The sequence below is a fragment of the Burkholderia sp. KCJ3K979 genome, assembly GCF_016759955.1.
In the GTDB taxonomy this organism is placed as follows: Bacteria; Pseudomonadota; Gammaproteobacteria; order Burkholderiales; family Burkholderiaceae; genus Burkholderia; species Burkholderia orbicola.
Genome location: NZ_JACFYV010000022.1, coordinates 41,264 through 54,965 on the forward strand (window position 1 = coordinate 41,264; position 13,702 = coordinate 54,965).

12 protein-coding genes are annotated in these 13,702 nt (G+C 65.4%); 6 read left to right on the forward strand and 6 right to left on the reverse strand.

What is annotated here, in order from left to right:
* Positions 1 to 57: 57 nt before the first annotated feature.
* Positions 58 to 741, reverse strand: coding sequence for a TetR/AcrR family transcriptional regulator (locus H3O04_RS08115; protein ID WP_202587491.1), 684 nt, complete (start codon positions 739 to 741; stop codon positions 58 to 60).
* A gap of 224 nt (positions 742 to 965) precedes the next feature.
* Here H3O04_RS08115 and H3O04_RS08120 point away from each other — a divergent pair, with 224 nt between their 5' ends.
* Positions 966 to 1,772, forward strand: coding sequence for a cyclase family protein (locus H3O04_RS08120; RefSeq protein ID WP_011549162.1), 807 nt, complete (start codon positions 966 to 968; stop codon positions 1,770 to 1,772).
* A gap of 35 nt (positions 1,773 to 1,807) precedes the next feature.
* Positions 1,808 to 3,130: a fumarylacetoacetase gene (gene fahA, locus H3O04_RS08125; RefSeq protein ID WP_202587483.1), complete on the forward strand. Its 1,323-nt coding sequence runs from the start codon at positions 1,808 to 1,810 to the stop codon at positions 3,128 to 3,130.
* Positions 3,131 to 3,269: 139 nt separating this feature from the next.
* Here fahA and H3O04_RS08130 read toward each other — a convergent pair whose 3' ends face one another.
* Complete coding sequence (locus H3O04_RS08130) at positions 3,270 to 4,307, reverse strand: porin (RefSeq protein WP_442862823.1); 1,038 nt, start codon at positions 4,305 to 4,307, stop codon at positions 3,270 to 3,272.
* A 324-nt stretch (positions 4,308 to 4,631) separates the two neighbouring features.
* The gene (locus tag H3O04_RS08135) at positions 4,632 to 5,522 is read right to left on the reverse strand and encodes a hypothetical protein (protein ID WP_237666217.1); all 891 of its coding nucleotides are present in this window, start codon (positions 5,520 to 5,522) and stop codon (positions 4,632 to 4,634) included.
* On the opposite strand from H3O04_RS08135, the gene H3O04_RS08140 reads away from it, so the two are divergent.
* Positions 5,521 to 6,123 (forward strand): TetR/AcrR family transcriptional regulator, encoded by a 603-nt coding sequence (locus H3O04_RS08140; RefSeq protein ID WP_202587485.1) that lies wholly within the window; start codon positions 5,521 to 5,523, stop codon positions 6,121 to 6,123. The genes H3O04_RS08135 and H3O04_RS08140 overlap by 2 nt on opposite strands.
* A gap of 292 nt (positions 6,124 to 6,415) precedes the next feature.
* On the opposite strand, the gene H3O04_RS08145 is transcribed toward H3O04_RS08140, so the two are convergent.
* Positions 6,416 to 6,631 (reverse strand): DUF3820 family protein, encoded by a 216-nt coding sequence (locus tag H3O04_RS08145; RefSeq protein ID WP_202587492.1) that lies wholly within the window; start codon positions 6,629 to 6,631, stop codon positions 6,416 to 6,418.
* Between the two features lie 211 nt (positions 6,632 to 6,842).
* Between H3O04_RS08145 and H3O04_RS08150 the strand changes: the two genes are divergently transcribed.
* Entirely contained in the window at positions 6,843 to 7,031 is a 189-nt protein-coding gene (locus H3O04_RS08150; protein ID WP_105798170.1) for a hypothetical protein, read from the forward strand.
* Between the two features lie 201 nt (positions 7,032 to 7,232).
* On the opposite strand, the gene H3O04_RS08155 is transcribed toward H3O04_RS08150, so the two are convergent.
* Together H3O04_RS08155 and H3O04_RS36530 are read right to left on the reverse strand one after the other, a co-directional pair.
* A complete protein-coding gene (locus H3O04_RS08155; RefSeq protein WP_202587486.1) occupies positions 7,233 to 7,895 on the reverse strand; it encodes an OmpA family protein in 663 nt (220 codons plus the stop codon).
* 124 nt (positions 7,896 to 8,019) lie between these two features.
* Positions 8,020 to 12,510: a YadA-like family protein gene (locus H3O04_RS36530; protein ID WP_202587487.1), complete on the reverse strand. Its 4,491-nt coding sequence runs from the start codon at positions 12,508 to 12,510 to the stop codon at positions 8,020 to 8,022.
* Between the two features lie 149 nt (positions 12,511 to 12,659).
* On the opposite strand from H3O04_RS36530, the gene H3O04_RS08165 reads away from it, so the two are divergent.
* Together H3O04_RS08165 and H3O04_RS36055 are read left to right on the forward strand one after the other, a co-directional pair.
* Complete coding sequence (locus H3O04_RS08165; protein WP_237666218.1) at positions 12,660 to 12,986, forward strand: hypothetical protein; 327 nt, start codon at positions 12,660 to 12,662, stop codon at positions 12,984 to 12,986.
* Between the two features lie 516 nt (positions 12,987 to 13,502).
* A partial coding sequence (locus H3O04_RS36055; RefSeq protein WP_237666219.1) for a hypothetical protein occupies positions 13,503 to 13,702 on the forward strand: 200 nt, incomplete at its 3' end.

Sequence of the window (13,702 nt, forward strand, 5' to 3'; positions counted from 1 at the left end):
AAAGAAACACCGCTGCAAATGACGCGCGGCACCATGGAATGCCGGCGTGCCGGCCGATCAGACCGGCGTTGCGCCCGCCCGAATGCCAGCGGTAATGAACGTCACCAGATGCGTGGTCTTGCTCTTCAACGCGCCCGCCTTGACCTTGCCGTTCGAGATCCGCTCGATGCGGCTGTCGAACGCGCTCATCACCAGCGCGCCGACGGCGAACAGGTAGGCCCAATGGGCGTAGCTGGCGCCATGGCCGGGGAGCGCCTTTTTGATCGCGCCGACGAATTCGGCCGCAAACGGGTCGAAATATTCGGCGACGATGCCGCGCTCCGCTTCGCGCGGATCGGATGCTTCACGTGCCACGAGCTTCGCGTACGCAAGGCCGGCGTCCGTACCCTGGATCTGCATGACGGGCAGCACGAACGCACGCACGATGTGCTCGAGCGGATCTTCCCCCGCGGCCACCGGCTCGCGCAGCATCGCCAGCCGCGCGTCCAGCACGGTTTTGCGGCGCTCGAACAACGCACGATACAGCCCCATCTTCGTCTCGAAGTGATACACGATCAGCGGCAAGCCGACGTCTGCCGCCGACGCGATATCCCGCATCGACACCCCGTCGAAACCCCCTTCGGCAAACAGGCGCTCCGCCACGTCGAGGACGCGCTCGCGCTTGCTCGTCTGGGCCGCGTCCTGCACTCGCCCCTCGCCGCGCGTGACGGTTGCCTTCTTCGTGGTTTTCCTTGCTTGCATGGTCCCTCTCATTCCTGTGCAGGTCTTCGCGCATGTCGTTCCGGTCATCACGCAACGACGGTTTGCATTCGCATCAAACTGACTGTACGATCGTACAGTCAATCATAGCACGAGCAAGGGCGCCTTCGTTCGTCGCGGTTGACCGCACACGCGAATGCCCGCCGAGCGCCCGGACTGCAGAGCCAGCGGCCACGGTCGCACCCTCCAACCACGAGTACCCGAACATGACACGACGCTTCGTCGATCTCTCGATCTATCTGGAAAACGATGTCATTTCCGATCCGCCGGGTTACGGCCCGACGATTCAGTATCTGGCGCACGAGGAAACGGCCAAGAGCGTGACGGCCTTCTTTCCCGGGCTGCAGGAACACGACCTGCCGGACAGCGAAGGCTGGGCTATCGAGCACGTCCGCTTGAGTACGCACAACGGCACCCATCTCGATGCGCCTTATCACTTTCACAGCACGATGAACGAATCTACGGGCGAGCGAGAGCGCGCGATCACCATCGACGAGGTGCCACTGGATTGGTGCTTCCAGCCGGGCGTGAAGCTGGATTTCACCGACCGAGCCGACGGCTACGTCGTTACTGCAGCCGACGTCGAAGCGGAGCTTTCACGCATCGATCACGTCCTCAAACCGCTCGAAATCGTCGTGGTCAATACCCGCGCGGGGCTGCGCTACGGGCAACCCGACTATGTATCGAGCGGTTGCGGCATGGGCCTCGACGCCACCCTGTACCTGCTCGAACGTGGCGTCCGGTTGACCGGCACCGATGCTTGGAGCTGGGATGCGCCGTTCGTGCATACGGCCAGGAAATACGCCGAGACGCACGACGCATCGCTGATCTGGGAGGGGCACAAGGCGGGTCGCCATATCGGCTATTGCCATCTGGAGAAGCTCCACAACCTCGAGGTGCTGCCGCCTCACGGCTTTTTTGTCTCGTGCTTCCCGCACAAAATTCGCGGCGCCTCCGCGGGCTGGACTCGCGCGGTCGCCATTTTCGACGATGCACTCAACGCCACGGCTTGAGACTCGCATCGAACCGCTTCATGCGAGGAATATCGATGGAACTGAATCACACGCACGACGTCACCCGGCGCAGCTGGGTGGATACGGCCAACGAGGCCGGTACCGACTTTCCGTTGCAGAACCTGCCGCTGGGCATCTTCCGACGCGCGGGCCGGGACGAACCCTGGCGCGGCGGGGTCGCCATCGGCAATCAGATCGTGGACCTCGCGGCGTTGCAGCAGGCAGGCGTGCTTGATGGTCTGGCCGCCGACGCCGTTCGGGCCGCCACGGCAACGACGTTGAATGCGCTGCTCGATATGGGCCCCGCCGCGTGGCAGGCGTTGCGCCATGCGCTGTTCGCATTGCTGGAAGCAGGCAGCCCGCACGAAAAAATCGTGCGTCACATGCTGGTGCCGCAGACGGACGCCGAACATGCCGTGCCCGTGCGCATCGGCGACTACACTGACTTCTATACTTCTCTCGACCATGCGTTGAACTGCAGTCGCCCGCTCGGGATGGCGATCAGCCCGAATTTCGACTGGCTGCCGATCGCGTATCACGGCCGCGTGTCGTCGATCGACGTGAGCGGCCAGCAAGTCTATCGGCCGGTGGGACAGTATCGGCCCGATCCGTCGTCCGCGCCCGTTCGAGGCGCATGCCGCCAGCTCGACTACGAGCTGGAAGTCGGTGCGGTGATCGGTACCGGCAATTCGCGCGGCACCGCGATCCCGCTGGCCGATGCGCAGCAACACCTGTTCGGACTGTGCCTGCTGAATGACTGGTCCGCTCGCGATATCCAGGCGTGGGAAATGCAGCCGCTCGGGCCGTTCCTGGCGAAGAACTTCGCGACGACCTTGTCGCCGTGGCTCGTCACGGTCGAGGCGTTGTTGCCCTACCGTACGACGTGGTCGCGCGTGGCCGCTCGCCCGCAGCCGCTCGACTATCTGGATGCCGAAACCAACAGGGCGGCCGGCGCGTTCGATATCCAGCTGGAGGCGTCGATCCTCAGCGCGCGGCAACTCGCGCAAGGGCAGCAACCGCGTACGTTGACGCACACCAGTTTCCGGCACCAGTACTGGACGCTCGGGCAAATGATCGCGCATCACACGATGGGCGGCTGCAATCTCCAGAGCGGCGACCTGCTCGGAAGCGGCACCGTTTCGGGACCGTCGCCGGGCGAAGCCGGCGCGTTGATCGAACTCACGTCGGGGGGAACACGCCCGGTGGACATCGGCAACGGCGAAGCACGCGCGTTCCTCGAGGATGGCGATACCGTGATCTTTCGCGGCTGGTGCGAGCGTGACGGCTTTGCGCGAATCGGGTTCGGCGCCAACTATGGCACGGTACTGCCCGCGACGGTCGCGGACAGCGCGCGCTGATCGGCACGCGTTTCGGGCCGGTCACCGCGCGGCGCGGGGGCCCGCTTGAACGTCGAACCGCACGCGCCGATGTGCTCATGAAATCGCCGCGAGCCATGCCTGCTCGCGGCGATTTCAATTCACGACGTACGCTCGGCGCTCAAAAGAGATGGCGCGCGCCAACGACGAGACTGGTGCTGCCGCCGGTCGGCGCGTAGAGCGCGCCGTTCACCGTAAACCCCGTATGCATCAACCCATGGTTGTTCACGAAGGCCGCGGCGCCATACACCGTCGTTCGCTTCGACAGGGAGTAGTACAGCCCGGCGGACGTCAGCAGCGCATGGCTGGCCGAATCGTTGCTGTCCCGCATGTACCAGACGCCCGCGTCGGTGGACAACGTGGGCGTGATCAAATACTCGCCGCCGATCGAGTACACCTTCTCGTTGAAGGAATGGGCGATCTTGTAGCTCGTATACGAGCCTTTCAACGTCGCGGCGCCCCACGTATACGCTGCGCCGATCGTGCGGCCCGCGAATTCGACCGTCGACGGAAACGGCGTGGACGTACTCGCCGAACCGCCGGGATTGCCGCTGAAGAGTGCCGCGTTGGCCACCAGGTTTCGCCACTCGTATCTCAAGCGCGCCGCGTATTGACGGCCGGCCTGAAATTTCCCGGGATCGCCGCCCAGCGCCAGCAGCGCACTCGCCTGAAGACCGGCCACGGTCGGGCTCGTGTACGACACGGCATTGGCGACGAAGATGCCCGTCGCAAAAAAATTGCCCATGTAGATGCCGGCCTGACTGCCGAAGAACGATGCGTGCCGCGCGTCCGTGTCGACGATCGCCAGCCCGAACGGCGAGTACTGCATGCCGGCCTTGACGGTTCCGAATCGTCCCGAAAGCCCGACGAACGCCTGACGTCCGAACAGGTTGCCGTTCGAATTGCCCAGCGCGCCGTCGTTCATGGTGAAACCGCTTTCCAGCGTAAAGATCGCCTTGGTGCCCGCGCCGAGATCTTCGACGCCGGTTATCCCGAAATGGGAGCCGGAAATCCCGCCGTCCGTCATCGAGACCCGATGCGCTCCGTTCGTCCCGGTTCCCGCGTCGAAGCTGCGGCTCGTGTACATGACGCCGGCATCGACGACACCGTACAGCGTGACCGTACTTTGTGCATGCGCACTCGCGCCGACGGCCAACATGGCGGCTGCCGCCTGCATCCGCATGAGCGGACAGCCTCTCCTCTTCCGATTCATGAGCCGATATCTCCTTTTATTTAATAGGTATACTTATTAATTTTCTTGAAAAATGCATGCGCGACACGCCATGAAAGCCATTCGACCGATATCGATCCGTCCTTTTATCAGTAATCCGTATCGATATTCACCCGCACCGCCCTGTCACTGAAAACATGCGAAACATGACGGCGATGCGACGTGTCCTTCGCGCGTTGCGATGCTGCCTGTCGCGCCGCTGGGCGGCGCTGCGCTGAACCGCCCGCCCGAAACGGGCGAGCCTGCCGAAGGTCATGCGTTCACGGAAAAAGCCAACGACATCAAGTCGTCCGGTTGCGTCCGCGTGAGGGCGTAGAGTTCGAACCAGTTGTACCACTCGACCATCAGGTGGTCCGCGTGACCGCGAATCAAGTCGTCCGGTGCGGTCGACGGCCAGAAAATTTCCAGCCGCGCATCGAACCCCGGCGACGTATCCCTGAATTGATGCAGCAGGTACCCGACCGTCTCCCCGTCGATCGACTCGATTCGCCCCATCATGCGATGCGGCATATCGGGCGCCAGTTCGATCGGGACACCGCTCCAGTCGTCCAGATGCCGGAACTTCAGCAGCGCGGGGAACCGCGTATGGCCCGGCACTTCGAGAATGCCCACGCGCTCGCCGGGAAGCGATAGCGCGCCGAGATGCTCGGGGTGAGCGCGCAGCATCGCGGCGCTGTTCGGGCCGCTGTAACCGTCCCAGAACCACTTGATGAACGCCGCGCCGTCGCCCGCCACGACGTGCGCCTCGGCAACCGACGAACGGAAACGACCATTGGCCCGCCTCGACCAGTCCCGCTCGTTCGCCTCGTGTTCCGCGATCTCCTTCGCGAATACCTTCACCATGCCGTCCGCCCCGAGCTTGTCCATCAACAGGGCCATCATGTGCCGGGCCCTTTTGACTTCCATCCTGAGGATGTCCTCGCTGGTTACCTCTGCCCCGGCTTTGAAAAACGTCACCGATTTCAATTCAACCTCCTGATCGCTATCGAACGAGACGACATGTTTTCGCATGTCGCCCGTTAATGCAAGTAAACTTGCATTAACGTTTACCGCAGGCACCCCCCCTCCGGGCTCGGTCGTGCGCGGATTCGACATGGGGCGTCCCGCCGTCAGCCCTCGACGCCGCGTGTAAAATCCGCTCATGTCCAATTCCGCCGAAGCAGAATCGCCATCGCCTCGCCGCCGTCCTGGCGGCCGCAGCGCGCGCGTCCGTGATGCCGTGGTCGCGGCAACCATCGCCCAATTGCAGGAATCCGGTTTCGAGGGGCTCAGCATCGGCGCGGTCGCCGCGCTTTCCGGCGTGAACGAGAGTTCGATCTATCGCCGCTGGAAGAGCAAGGAAGGGCTGGTGATGGAAGCCGTGTTCGAGCTTTTTGCCGAGAACATCGTGATCCCCAATCGGGGTTCACTGCACGCGGATCTCGTCGCGCTCATGTCGGCAACCGTGCGCTACTTGCGCACCGGGGTGGGCCGGTCGGCGATCCAGTTCGTGCTCGCCACCTACAGCGACGCCGGCGTCACCAGCGAGTTGCACCGGCTGTGGACCAACCGGTTTGCGGCGGTCCAGCAGATTTTCGAACGCGCGACGCAGCGGGGAGAGTGGCACAGGGGCGCGGACCCGATGCCGTTGCTTCACTGCCTCATCGGCGCGGTGTATCTGCGAACGTTCATGCTGCGCGAACGCGTCACGGTCAATCAGCTTCGGGAATTGACGCTGTGGCTGCTGCGCGGGCAAAACGCCTGAACACGCAGATCGGTCGGACTCAACGGAAGTCGCGAACTCGTACATCTGGTTCTTCGTCACGCCCGGCCGGACCTGCGCCAGGTTCGCGAGATTCGGCTACGTGCCTTCCGGCAGCGCGGCCGTATCGGGCGACGGGAACGGCGGACCGCCTTGCTGCGTGGCGCATCCAGTCAGGCCAGCGACGCCGACCCGCGCCGCTGGCCGCGAACTTCGCCAGCTCGCGACCCGGCCGTCCGTGTAACGGTTCGCCTGCGACGGCGTGTTCGGGCAACCGGCCGGGCGAGACGCCGTGCTACGCCGGTTTGCGTAGCGGCTCCAGCAGGTGCCGCAAACCGTTATGGTCGATCTCGTGCATGAGCGCGAGCTGTCGGCCGAGTTCGCCGCGCGGGAACCCTTCGCGAGCCAGCCAGTCGAGGTAGGGGCCGGGCAGGTCGGCAATGAGTCGGCCCTTGTATTTTCCGAAGGGCATGGCGACGGCGACAAGGCATTCAAGATCGGGAGCTCGCATGTGCGTATTGTGCATGGCTTTCCGCTCTTCCGCGCATCGTTGCCCCCGCCCGCGCGCTCGCCGGTCCACGCCGGCCCACGGCCGCGCATCCGGCCCTTCGCGGAAGGCCGAATCGGCGAACCGGCCCCGATTGATGACCGGGATTCGCGTCAGCCGCCCCGCCCCCAGCCTGCTAGACTGAAATTTCCCCCTGCAAACCCTGGAGGGAATCATGATGTCCATCTATGTCGTGAAGACCGGCGAGCAGTTCCTCTGCACCGCCGAGGACGGCGATATCGGCATGGCGCCGACCATCGAGGATGCCGCCTCCTTTGGTTCGTATGACGAAGCGGAGCAAGCCGCGAGCGCGAATGCCGACCCCGGGTACGAGATCGTGGCCGTCTGCATGATCCGACACTGAGCGCCATCCACGGCCCGGTACGGATGGCGATCCGCGTGCCGGACGCCAGTCGTCGCTCGGCGGCGGCGCCGCTGCGACGGACACCGCGTGCGCACGCCGTAACGAGCCTTGCCCGCGGCCGTTGTCTGCGTCGAGCCTCATTGCCGCAAGCGAGCCGCCTGGCTTCGACGGTCACGCTTGCGGCAACCTGGCCGCGGCGTCCTACTTCTGCAGCGAGATTTCCACGCGACGATTGCGCGCGCGCCCTTCGGCGGTATCGTTCGACGCCGCCGGATTGGCTTCCCCGTGACCGGCCGCGGCGAACGAGTCCGCCTTCAGCCCGTGCTCGCGCAAATACCCGGCAACCGCATCCGCCCGGCGCTTCGACAGCGCCTGGTTGTGCGCATTCGACCCGGTCGCGTCGGTATAGCCGTCCACTTCCACGCGCGCGAAATGCCGGTCGGCCTGCCGGTTCAGCAGCGTGTCGAGCGCGGCGGTGGCCGCAGGCGTCAACGCGGCCGAGTCCGTCGCGAAATACGCATCGCCGGTCAGGCTCACCTTCTCGACCGGCGCGGGCGCCGGCGCAACGGCCGCGGCCGTCGGCGCGGGGGCCGCGCCGCACTGGAACACGATCGAATGGGGATCGGCGCCGTCGCGGTACGGCGTCGTGGTGTCGACCAGGCGCACGGGCTCGTTGCCGCACATGCGCGTCGCGACCTTCATGCAGGTCTTCGCGGTCGACAGGATGCCGTGGCAATCGACCTGGAACGTCCGGATGCCGTTTCGCGACTGCAGCTCGTACGCGTTGTACGTCGGCCCCGACGCACTCGAACAGGCCGCGAGGGAAACGACGGACGCCAGCAGAACAAGATGGATGTTTTTCACTTGATGACTCCGAGAATGCGATGAGCACGGCGCGTGCGGCGCGATGTCGCGACGCCTCCGCGCACGTTGGCGTTCGGCGCGGTCCGCTCCGGCCACGCGGGCCGGAACGGACCGCTGCGCACGATCACTTCCACTGATACAGCATGCCCGCGCCGACGACGCGCTGGCTGCCGGCGAAACCGCCGTTCAGCGTCGCCTTCAGGTTCTCCGTGACGCGCGCCTGCACGCCGACCGCCATGGCCTTCTGGCCCTGGAACGTCGCCGTGCCGACCCCCATCGCGAAGTTCGAATCGCGGTCCATGTGCGGAATCGATGCCATCGCGGCGGTCGCGGCGATCCCCTCGCGGGCCATCGAATCGGTCTGCTGGATCTGCTGCTGCATCTGCGTGAGCTGGTTGTTGACCGTGTTCAGCGACTGCGTGAACTGGTTCGATACCGCGTTCAGCTGGTTCACGTTCACCGCGTCGGTGCCCTGCGTACCGGCCGCGACGTTCACGACCTGCCGCGCCGAATCCGCCGAGCCAACCGCGACCACGTTCGAGCGCCCGCCGTCGTTGCTGCCCGTGCCGATCGCGGTCGAGTTGTTGCCCGCTGCCGTGGCGCCCACGCCGATCGCGGAAGAGCCGTTGCCCGATGCGAGCGCATTGTTGCCGACCGCCGTGCTGTTCGAGCCCGATGCGACCGCCCCCGAGCCGCCCGCCGACGAATTCGAACCGCTCGCGCCCGGCGGCACGTTCGCGCCGTTCGGGTTCGTCGTGTACTGCCCGCCGAGGTTGGCCGTGCGCTGGTCGATCAACGTCGTCAGCTGGTTCGCGACCGAATCGAGCTGCGACACGTTCACCGCATCGGTGCCGTTCTTGCCGGCCGCGAGGCCGGTGATCTGGCGGTTGCCGATGTTGATTTCGCCAGCCGACGACTGCGGGCTGCTCAGGCCGTACGCGACATAGTTCGTCAGCGCGCCGACCGTGGTCAGCGAACCGGCGCCGAGCGCGACGCTGTTCGCGAACGTCGCCGACGCACCGGCACCGAGCGCGAGCGCATCGGTCGCCGTGCTGCGCGCCCCCGAGCCGAGCGCGACGCTGCCGACACTGACCGCCACCGCATTCGCGCCTTGCGCGACCGACTGCGCGCCGGTCGCCGTCGCGCCGCTACCCAGCGCGATCGCGTCGGACTGCGCGGAGCTCGCCGCCTGGCCGATCGCGATCCCGCCCGGCGCGGTCTGGTCGACGATCGCGCCGTTGCCGATACCCACGCCGTTGTCGCCGTTGACGACCGTCGTCGGCCCGACCGCGACCGATTCCGCGCCGACCGCGAGCGAATCCGCCGCCGTCGAATTCGCGTGGAAGTACTTCTGGCCGGTGACCGCGAACGACTGCAGCGCGCCGGTCAACTGGCGCACCGTCACCGCATCCTGCTGGCCGGTGCCGTCCGCGACGTTGGTGATCTGGCGGTACGTCTTGTTCGTCGCATCGCCGACCGAGACCGCGCCGAGCAGCGTTTGATCCGTCGTGTCGAACGGGATCGACGCGCTACCGTTGCGGAGGATGCCCGACGACGGCACCACGGCGCGATCGGCCACCGAACCGGAGCCGAGCGCGATGCTGCCGTCGACCTTCGAGATCGCGTTCGGTCCGATCGCGACGCTGTCCAGGCCGAGCGCCTGGCTGTCCGGCGCGGTCGAATTCGCGTGGAAGTACTTGATGCCGTTCGCGTTGATGTTGTCGATTGCCGAGCCGACGTTGTTGTTGATCGTCGTCGAGCCGTCGCTGTTGTACGTCACGTACGACGGTGACGAGATCGTGCCGGTGGTCGGATCGTAGGTGGCCCCGCCGCCGATCGCACCGGCCGTGCTGTTGCCGAGATTCGTGTTGTTGTTCGCGATCGAGCTGAGGCCCGTCGACAGCGAGCTGATCCCGGTCGACGTGGCGGTCGACAACGAGGTCAAATTGCTGTTCGTCGAACTCAGGCCGGTGGACAACGAACCGACGACCGTCGACGTCGACGTGGACAGCGACGTGATCGAGCTGTTGGTCGAACTCAAGCCGGTGGACAGCGAGCCGACGACGGTCGAGGTCGACGTGGACAGCGAGGTCAGGTTGCTGTTGGTCGAGCTCAGGCCGGTCGACAGCGAGCCGACGACCGTCGACGTCGACGTGGACAGCGACGTCACCGAGCTGTTGGTCGAGCTCAGGCCGGTCGACAGCGAGCTGATGCCCGTCGACGTCGACGTGGACAGCGACGTCACCGAGCTGTTGGTCGAGCTCAGGCCGGTCGACAGCGAGCTGATGCCCGTCGACGTCGACGTGGACAGCGACGTCACCGAGCTGTTGGTCGAACTCAAGCCCGTGGACAACGAGCCGACGACCGTCGACGTGGACGTGGACAGCGACGTCACCGCACTGTTGGTCGAGCTCAGGCCGGTGGACAGCGAACCGATACCCGTCGACGTCGAGGTGGACAGCGACGTGATCGAACTATTGACCGACGACAGCCCCGTCGATGTGGACGTCGACAGCGACGTCACCGTGCTGTCGGTCGAGCTCAGCCCGGTGGACAATGAACCGATGCCCGTCGAGGTCGAAGTGGACAACGACGCGATCGAACTATTGGCCGACGACAGCCCCGTCGATGTGGACGTCGACAGTGACGTCACCGTACTATCGGTCGAACTCAGGCCGGTCGACAACGAGCTGATGCCGGTCGACGTCGACGTGGATAGCGATGTCACCGCGCTATTGGTCGAGCTCAGCCCAGTCGACAGCGAACTGATCCCGGTCGACGTCGAAGTCGACAATGACGTCACCGCGCTATTGGTCGAACTCAGCCCGGTCGACAGCGACGAAACGCCGGTCGACAACGACGTGATGCTCGACGCCGTCGACGTCGACAGCGAATCGAGCGCCGTGTTCGTCGCCGCGAGTTGCGACCCGTTGATCGCGTCCGTACTCGACGAACTGATCCGCCCGGCCGCGACATTGGTGATCTGGCGCTCGCTGCCCGCGTTACCGACGCTGACGACGCTCGCCGGATTGATGCCGTTGAAGCTGTACGTGACGCCGCCGATGACCGCGCTGGCCGTCGGATTCGGCGCGGCCGTCGTCGATCCCGAGCCGAGCGCGACATCGTTTGCGTTGTTGGCCACGGCCGACGCGCCGAACGCGACGGCGCCCGCCGCCGCTGCCGTCGACGTATTGCCGAGCGCCAGGGAACCCGTGCCCTGCGCGTTGTTGGTGTTGCCGATCGCGACCGCGCCGTCGCCGTTCGCCGTGTTGTTCGACCCCATCGTGACCGCGCCGGTGCCGATCGCGGTGCTCGGATCGCCGATCGCTACCGCGCCGTTGCCGCTCACCGTCTGGCCATAGCCCAGCGCGACGGCGCCGATACCGCCCAGCACCTTCGAGCCGTAACCGCCCGCGACCGAACCCGCGCCTGCCGCCGCCGCAACCGAGTTGGAATCGCCGATCGCCACGGTCGACGTCGCCGCCGCGACGCTGTTGATACCGACCGCCGTCGCATTCGTGGCCGACGCCGTCGCCCCGGGCCCCAGCGCGCTGGCGGACACGCCGGTCGCCAGCGACAGATTGCCGAGCGCGGTCGCGAACTGCTGGGTCGCGGTCGACTGCACGCCCGTCGCGATCGAACTGACGCCTGACGCATTGGCGTTCAGGCCGAAGGCCAGCGCCTGATCGGCGCCGGCATTCGTGTTCGAGCCCATCGCGATCGAACTCGTGCCGAGCGACTGCGTGCCCGACCCGGGCACGCCCGCGGTGCCGCCCCAGCCGATCGCGATCGACGCGGTGCCCTTCGCACCGCTGTTCACGCCCATCGCCACGCCGGAATTCCCGGTCGTCAGCGCACCGCTGCCGACGGCCACGCCGGCCGCGCCCGAACTGGTCGACTGGTTGCCGAGCGCGACGGAGCCCGTGTTGGTGGCATGCGACGCATAGCCGAGCGAGACGCTCTGCGCGCCCGCCGCACTTGCGCCGAGCCCCATCGCCGCCGCGTACTGGCCGGACGCCAGCGCGTTGTTGCCCAGCCCGACGGCGGAAACACCGGTCGCCGCCGCGCCGCTGCCCATCGCCACCGCGCCGCTTTGGGTCGCGCTCGACAGGTTGCCGATCGCGACAGAATAGTCGCCGGAACCGATCGCCTGCACACCGAGCGCCGAACTGTTGACGCCGGTCGCCTGCGAGTTGATGCCGACGGCCGTCGAACCATCGCCCATCGCATGTGCGCCCGGGCCGAGCGCCGTGGCCGACAAACCCTGCGCCGTCGACAGGTTGCCGACCGCGGTGGAATTCTGCTGCGCGGCAGTCGAACCGAGGCCGATCGAGATCGCCGTCGTGCCGCCCGACGCGGTACCGCCATCCTGCGCGTATTGCGCATGCGCACTCGCATGGAACAACCCGAGACAAGCGGTCGCGGTCAGCACGGCCAGTCTCGACACCGAAGGCGCCGACGGCATGCCCGCGTGCGTCGCGGCTTCTCCGTGCGCGGCGCATTCCGGCGCGCGCGTCGACGACGCAACACGCTTGCCGCGTGCGCGGTCAAGCTCCGAAGCCGCAACCCAGGCCCCCAGTGCTTCGTTCCAGATCGACTTGAACGACTTGTTCATCTTGTGTTCCCTCGGTTTTCGTGTGCTGGATGACGCAACAGCGAACGCGGCGTCAGGCGAAGCGCGGACCCGCTCCGTTTTCGCCTGCCTCGTGCCGCCCGTCTCTCACTTCGCATTACTAATAAACACTACGAACAGCGTTGCCCGGCATGCTCGACCCACATCGCGAGTGCACGACCGACCGCCGCGCCGGCCCGTTCGGCACGATGCGCGACGGCGAAAAGCCGGTTATCGATTCACGGAAGTCGACATCGCCGGCCCGGCGGCGGCATGGCGCACGACGCGTCGCCAGTCCGCACGCGCGCATGCCATCGCTCCCGCCGAAGGGCGACGTCGAATCTCATTGGAAAAGCGTCGCTCGGACGCTGGACGAACGGACGCCGGCCCACATCGCGGGCGGCCCGTCATGTGTCATTCAGGCGGCGAAAGGCGCCATGCTGTCCCCGGGTCTGAAGCATGCGCCGCCGGATCGCTGACGCTGACAGCCGGCACCGGATCGATCGACCCGACGCCCTGACCTGCCATGCTTGTCGTATTCATATTTTTCGTATCCGCCTGATTCGATAGAGCGCCGCGCACGGCCTTCGGATCGATCAAACCGCCCGGCGGCCCACGCGAAACCACTCACCCCTTTCCGTCCGGCGGGCGCCCCGTTTTTCCGGATTTCCGGAAAAAAACCGGCTACTCGACGAACGACCCCGGCATCGAATTAATCGATCGAATTTGCTTGACGATTTCTTCTCGCTCGATGCCTTGCACCCACACCCACGCCGTCATTTCCCGATTCGTCTTGTATATCAATCATTTCACGAATCATGACGTTTTCATTACCCTCGTGCCTGTTATTCTTTTGTCATCGCCCTCTCATCATCCGAGAATGCCATCATTCAATGTGACATTGAATATCGGCTGCCATTGAGGCGACGGCAACAGCAATTTTTGCGGTAACCGGAGTCGGTGAAAGAACCGATTCCAGCCGCGTCGGGGCTAGTGTGCGGGCATTTGCTCAAACAAACCTTTTCCGCAGCGGACAAATCCTTTTCCCGAGCGGACAGCATTTACATTCATACACATCCGCAGGAAATCCGATTTTCCGGAAAGCGAAATATCCCCGCGACATCAACGAAAACTTAATCGCCACGACAATGAATCAGCAGATTCCATTTACGCCGCACCATCTGACACTCGACAC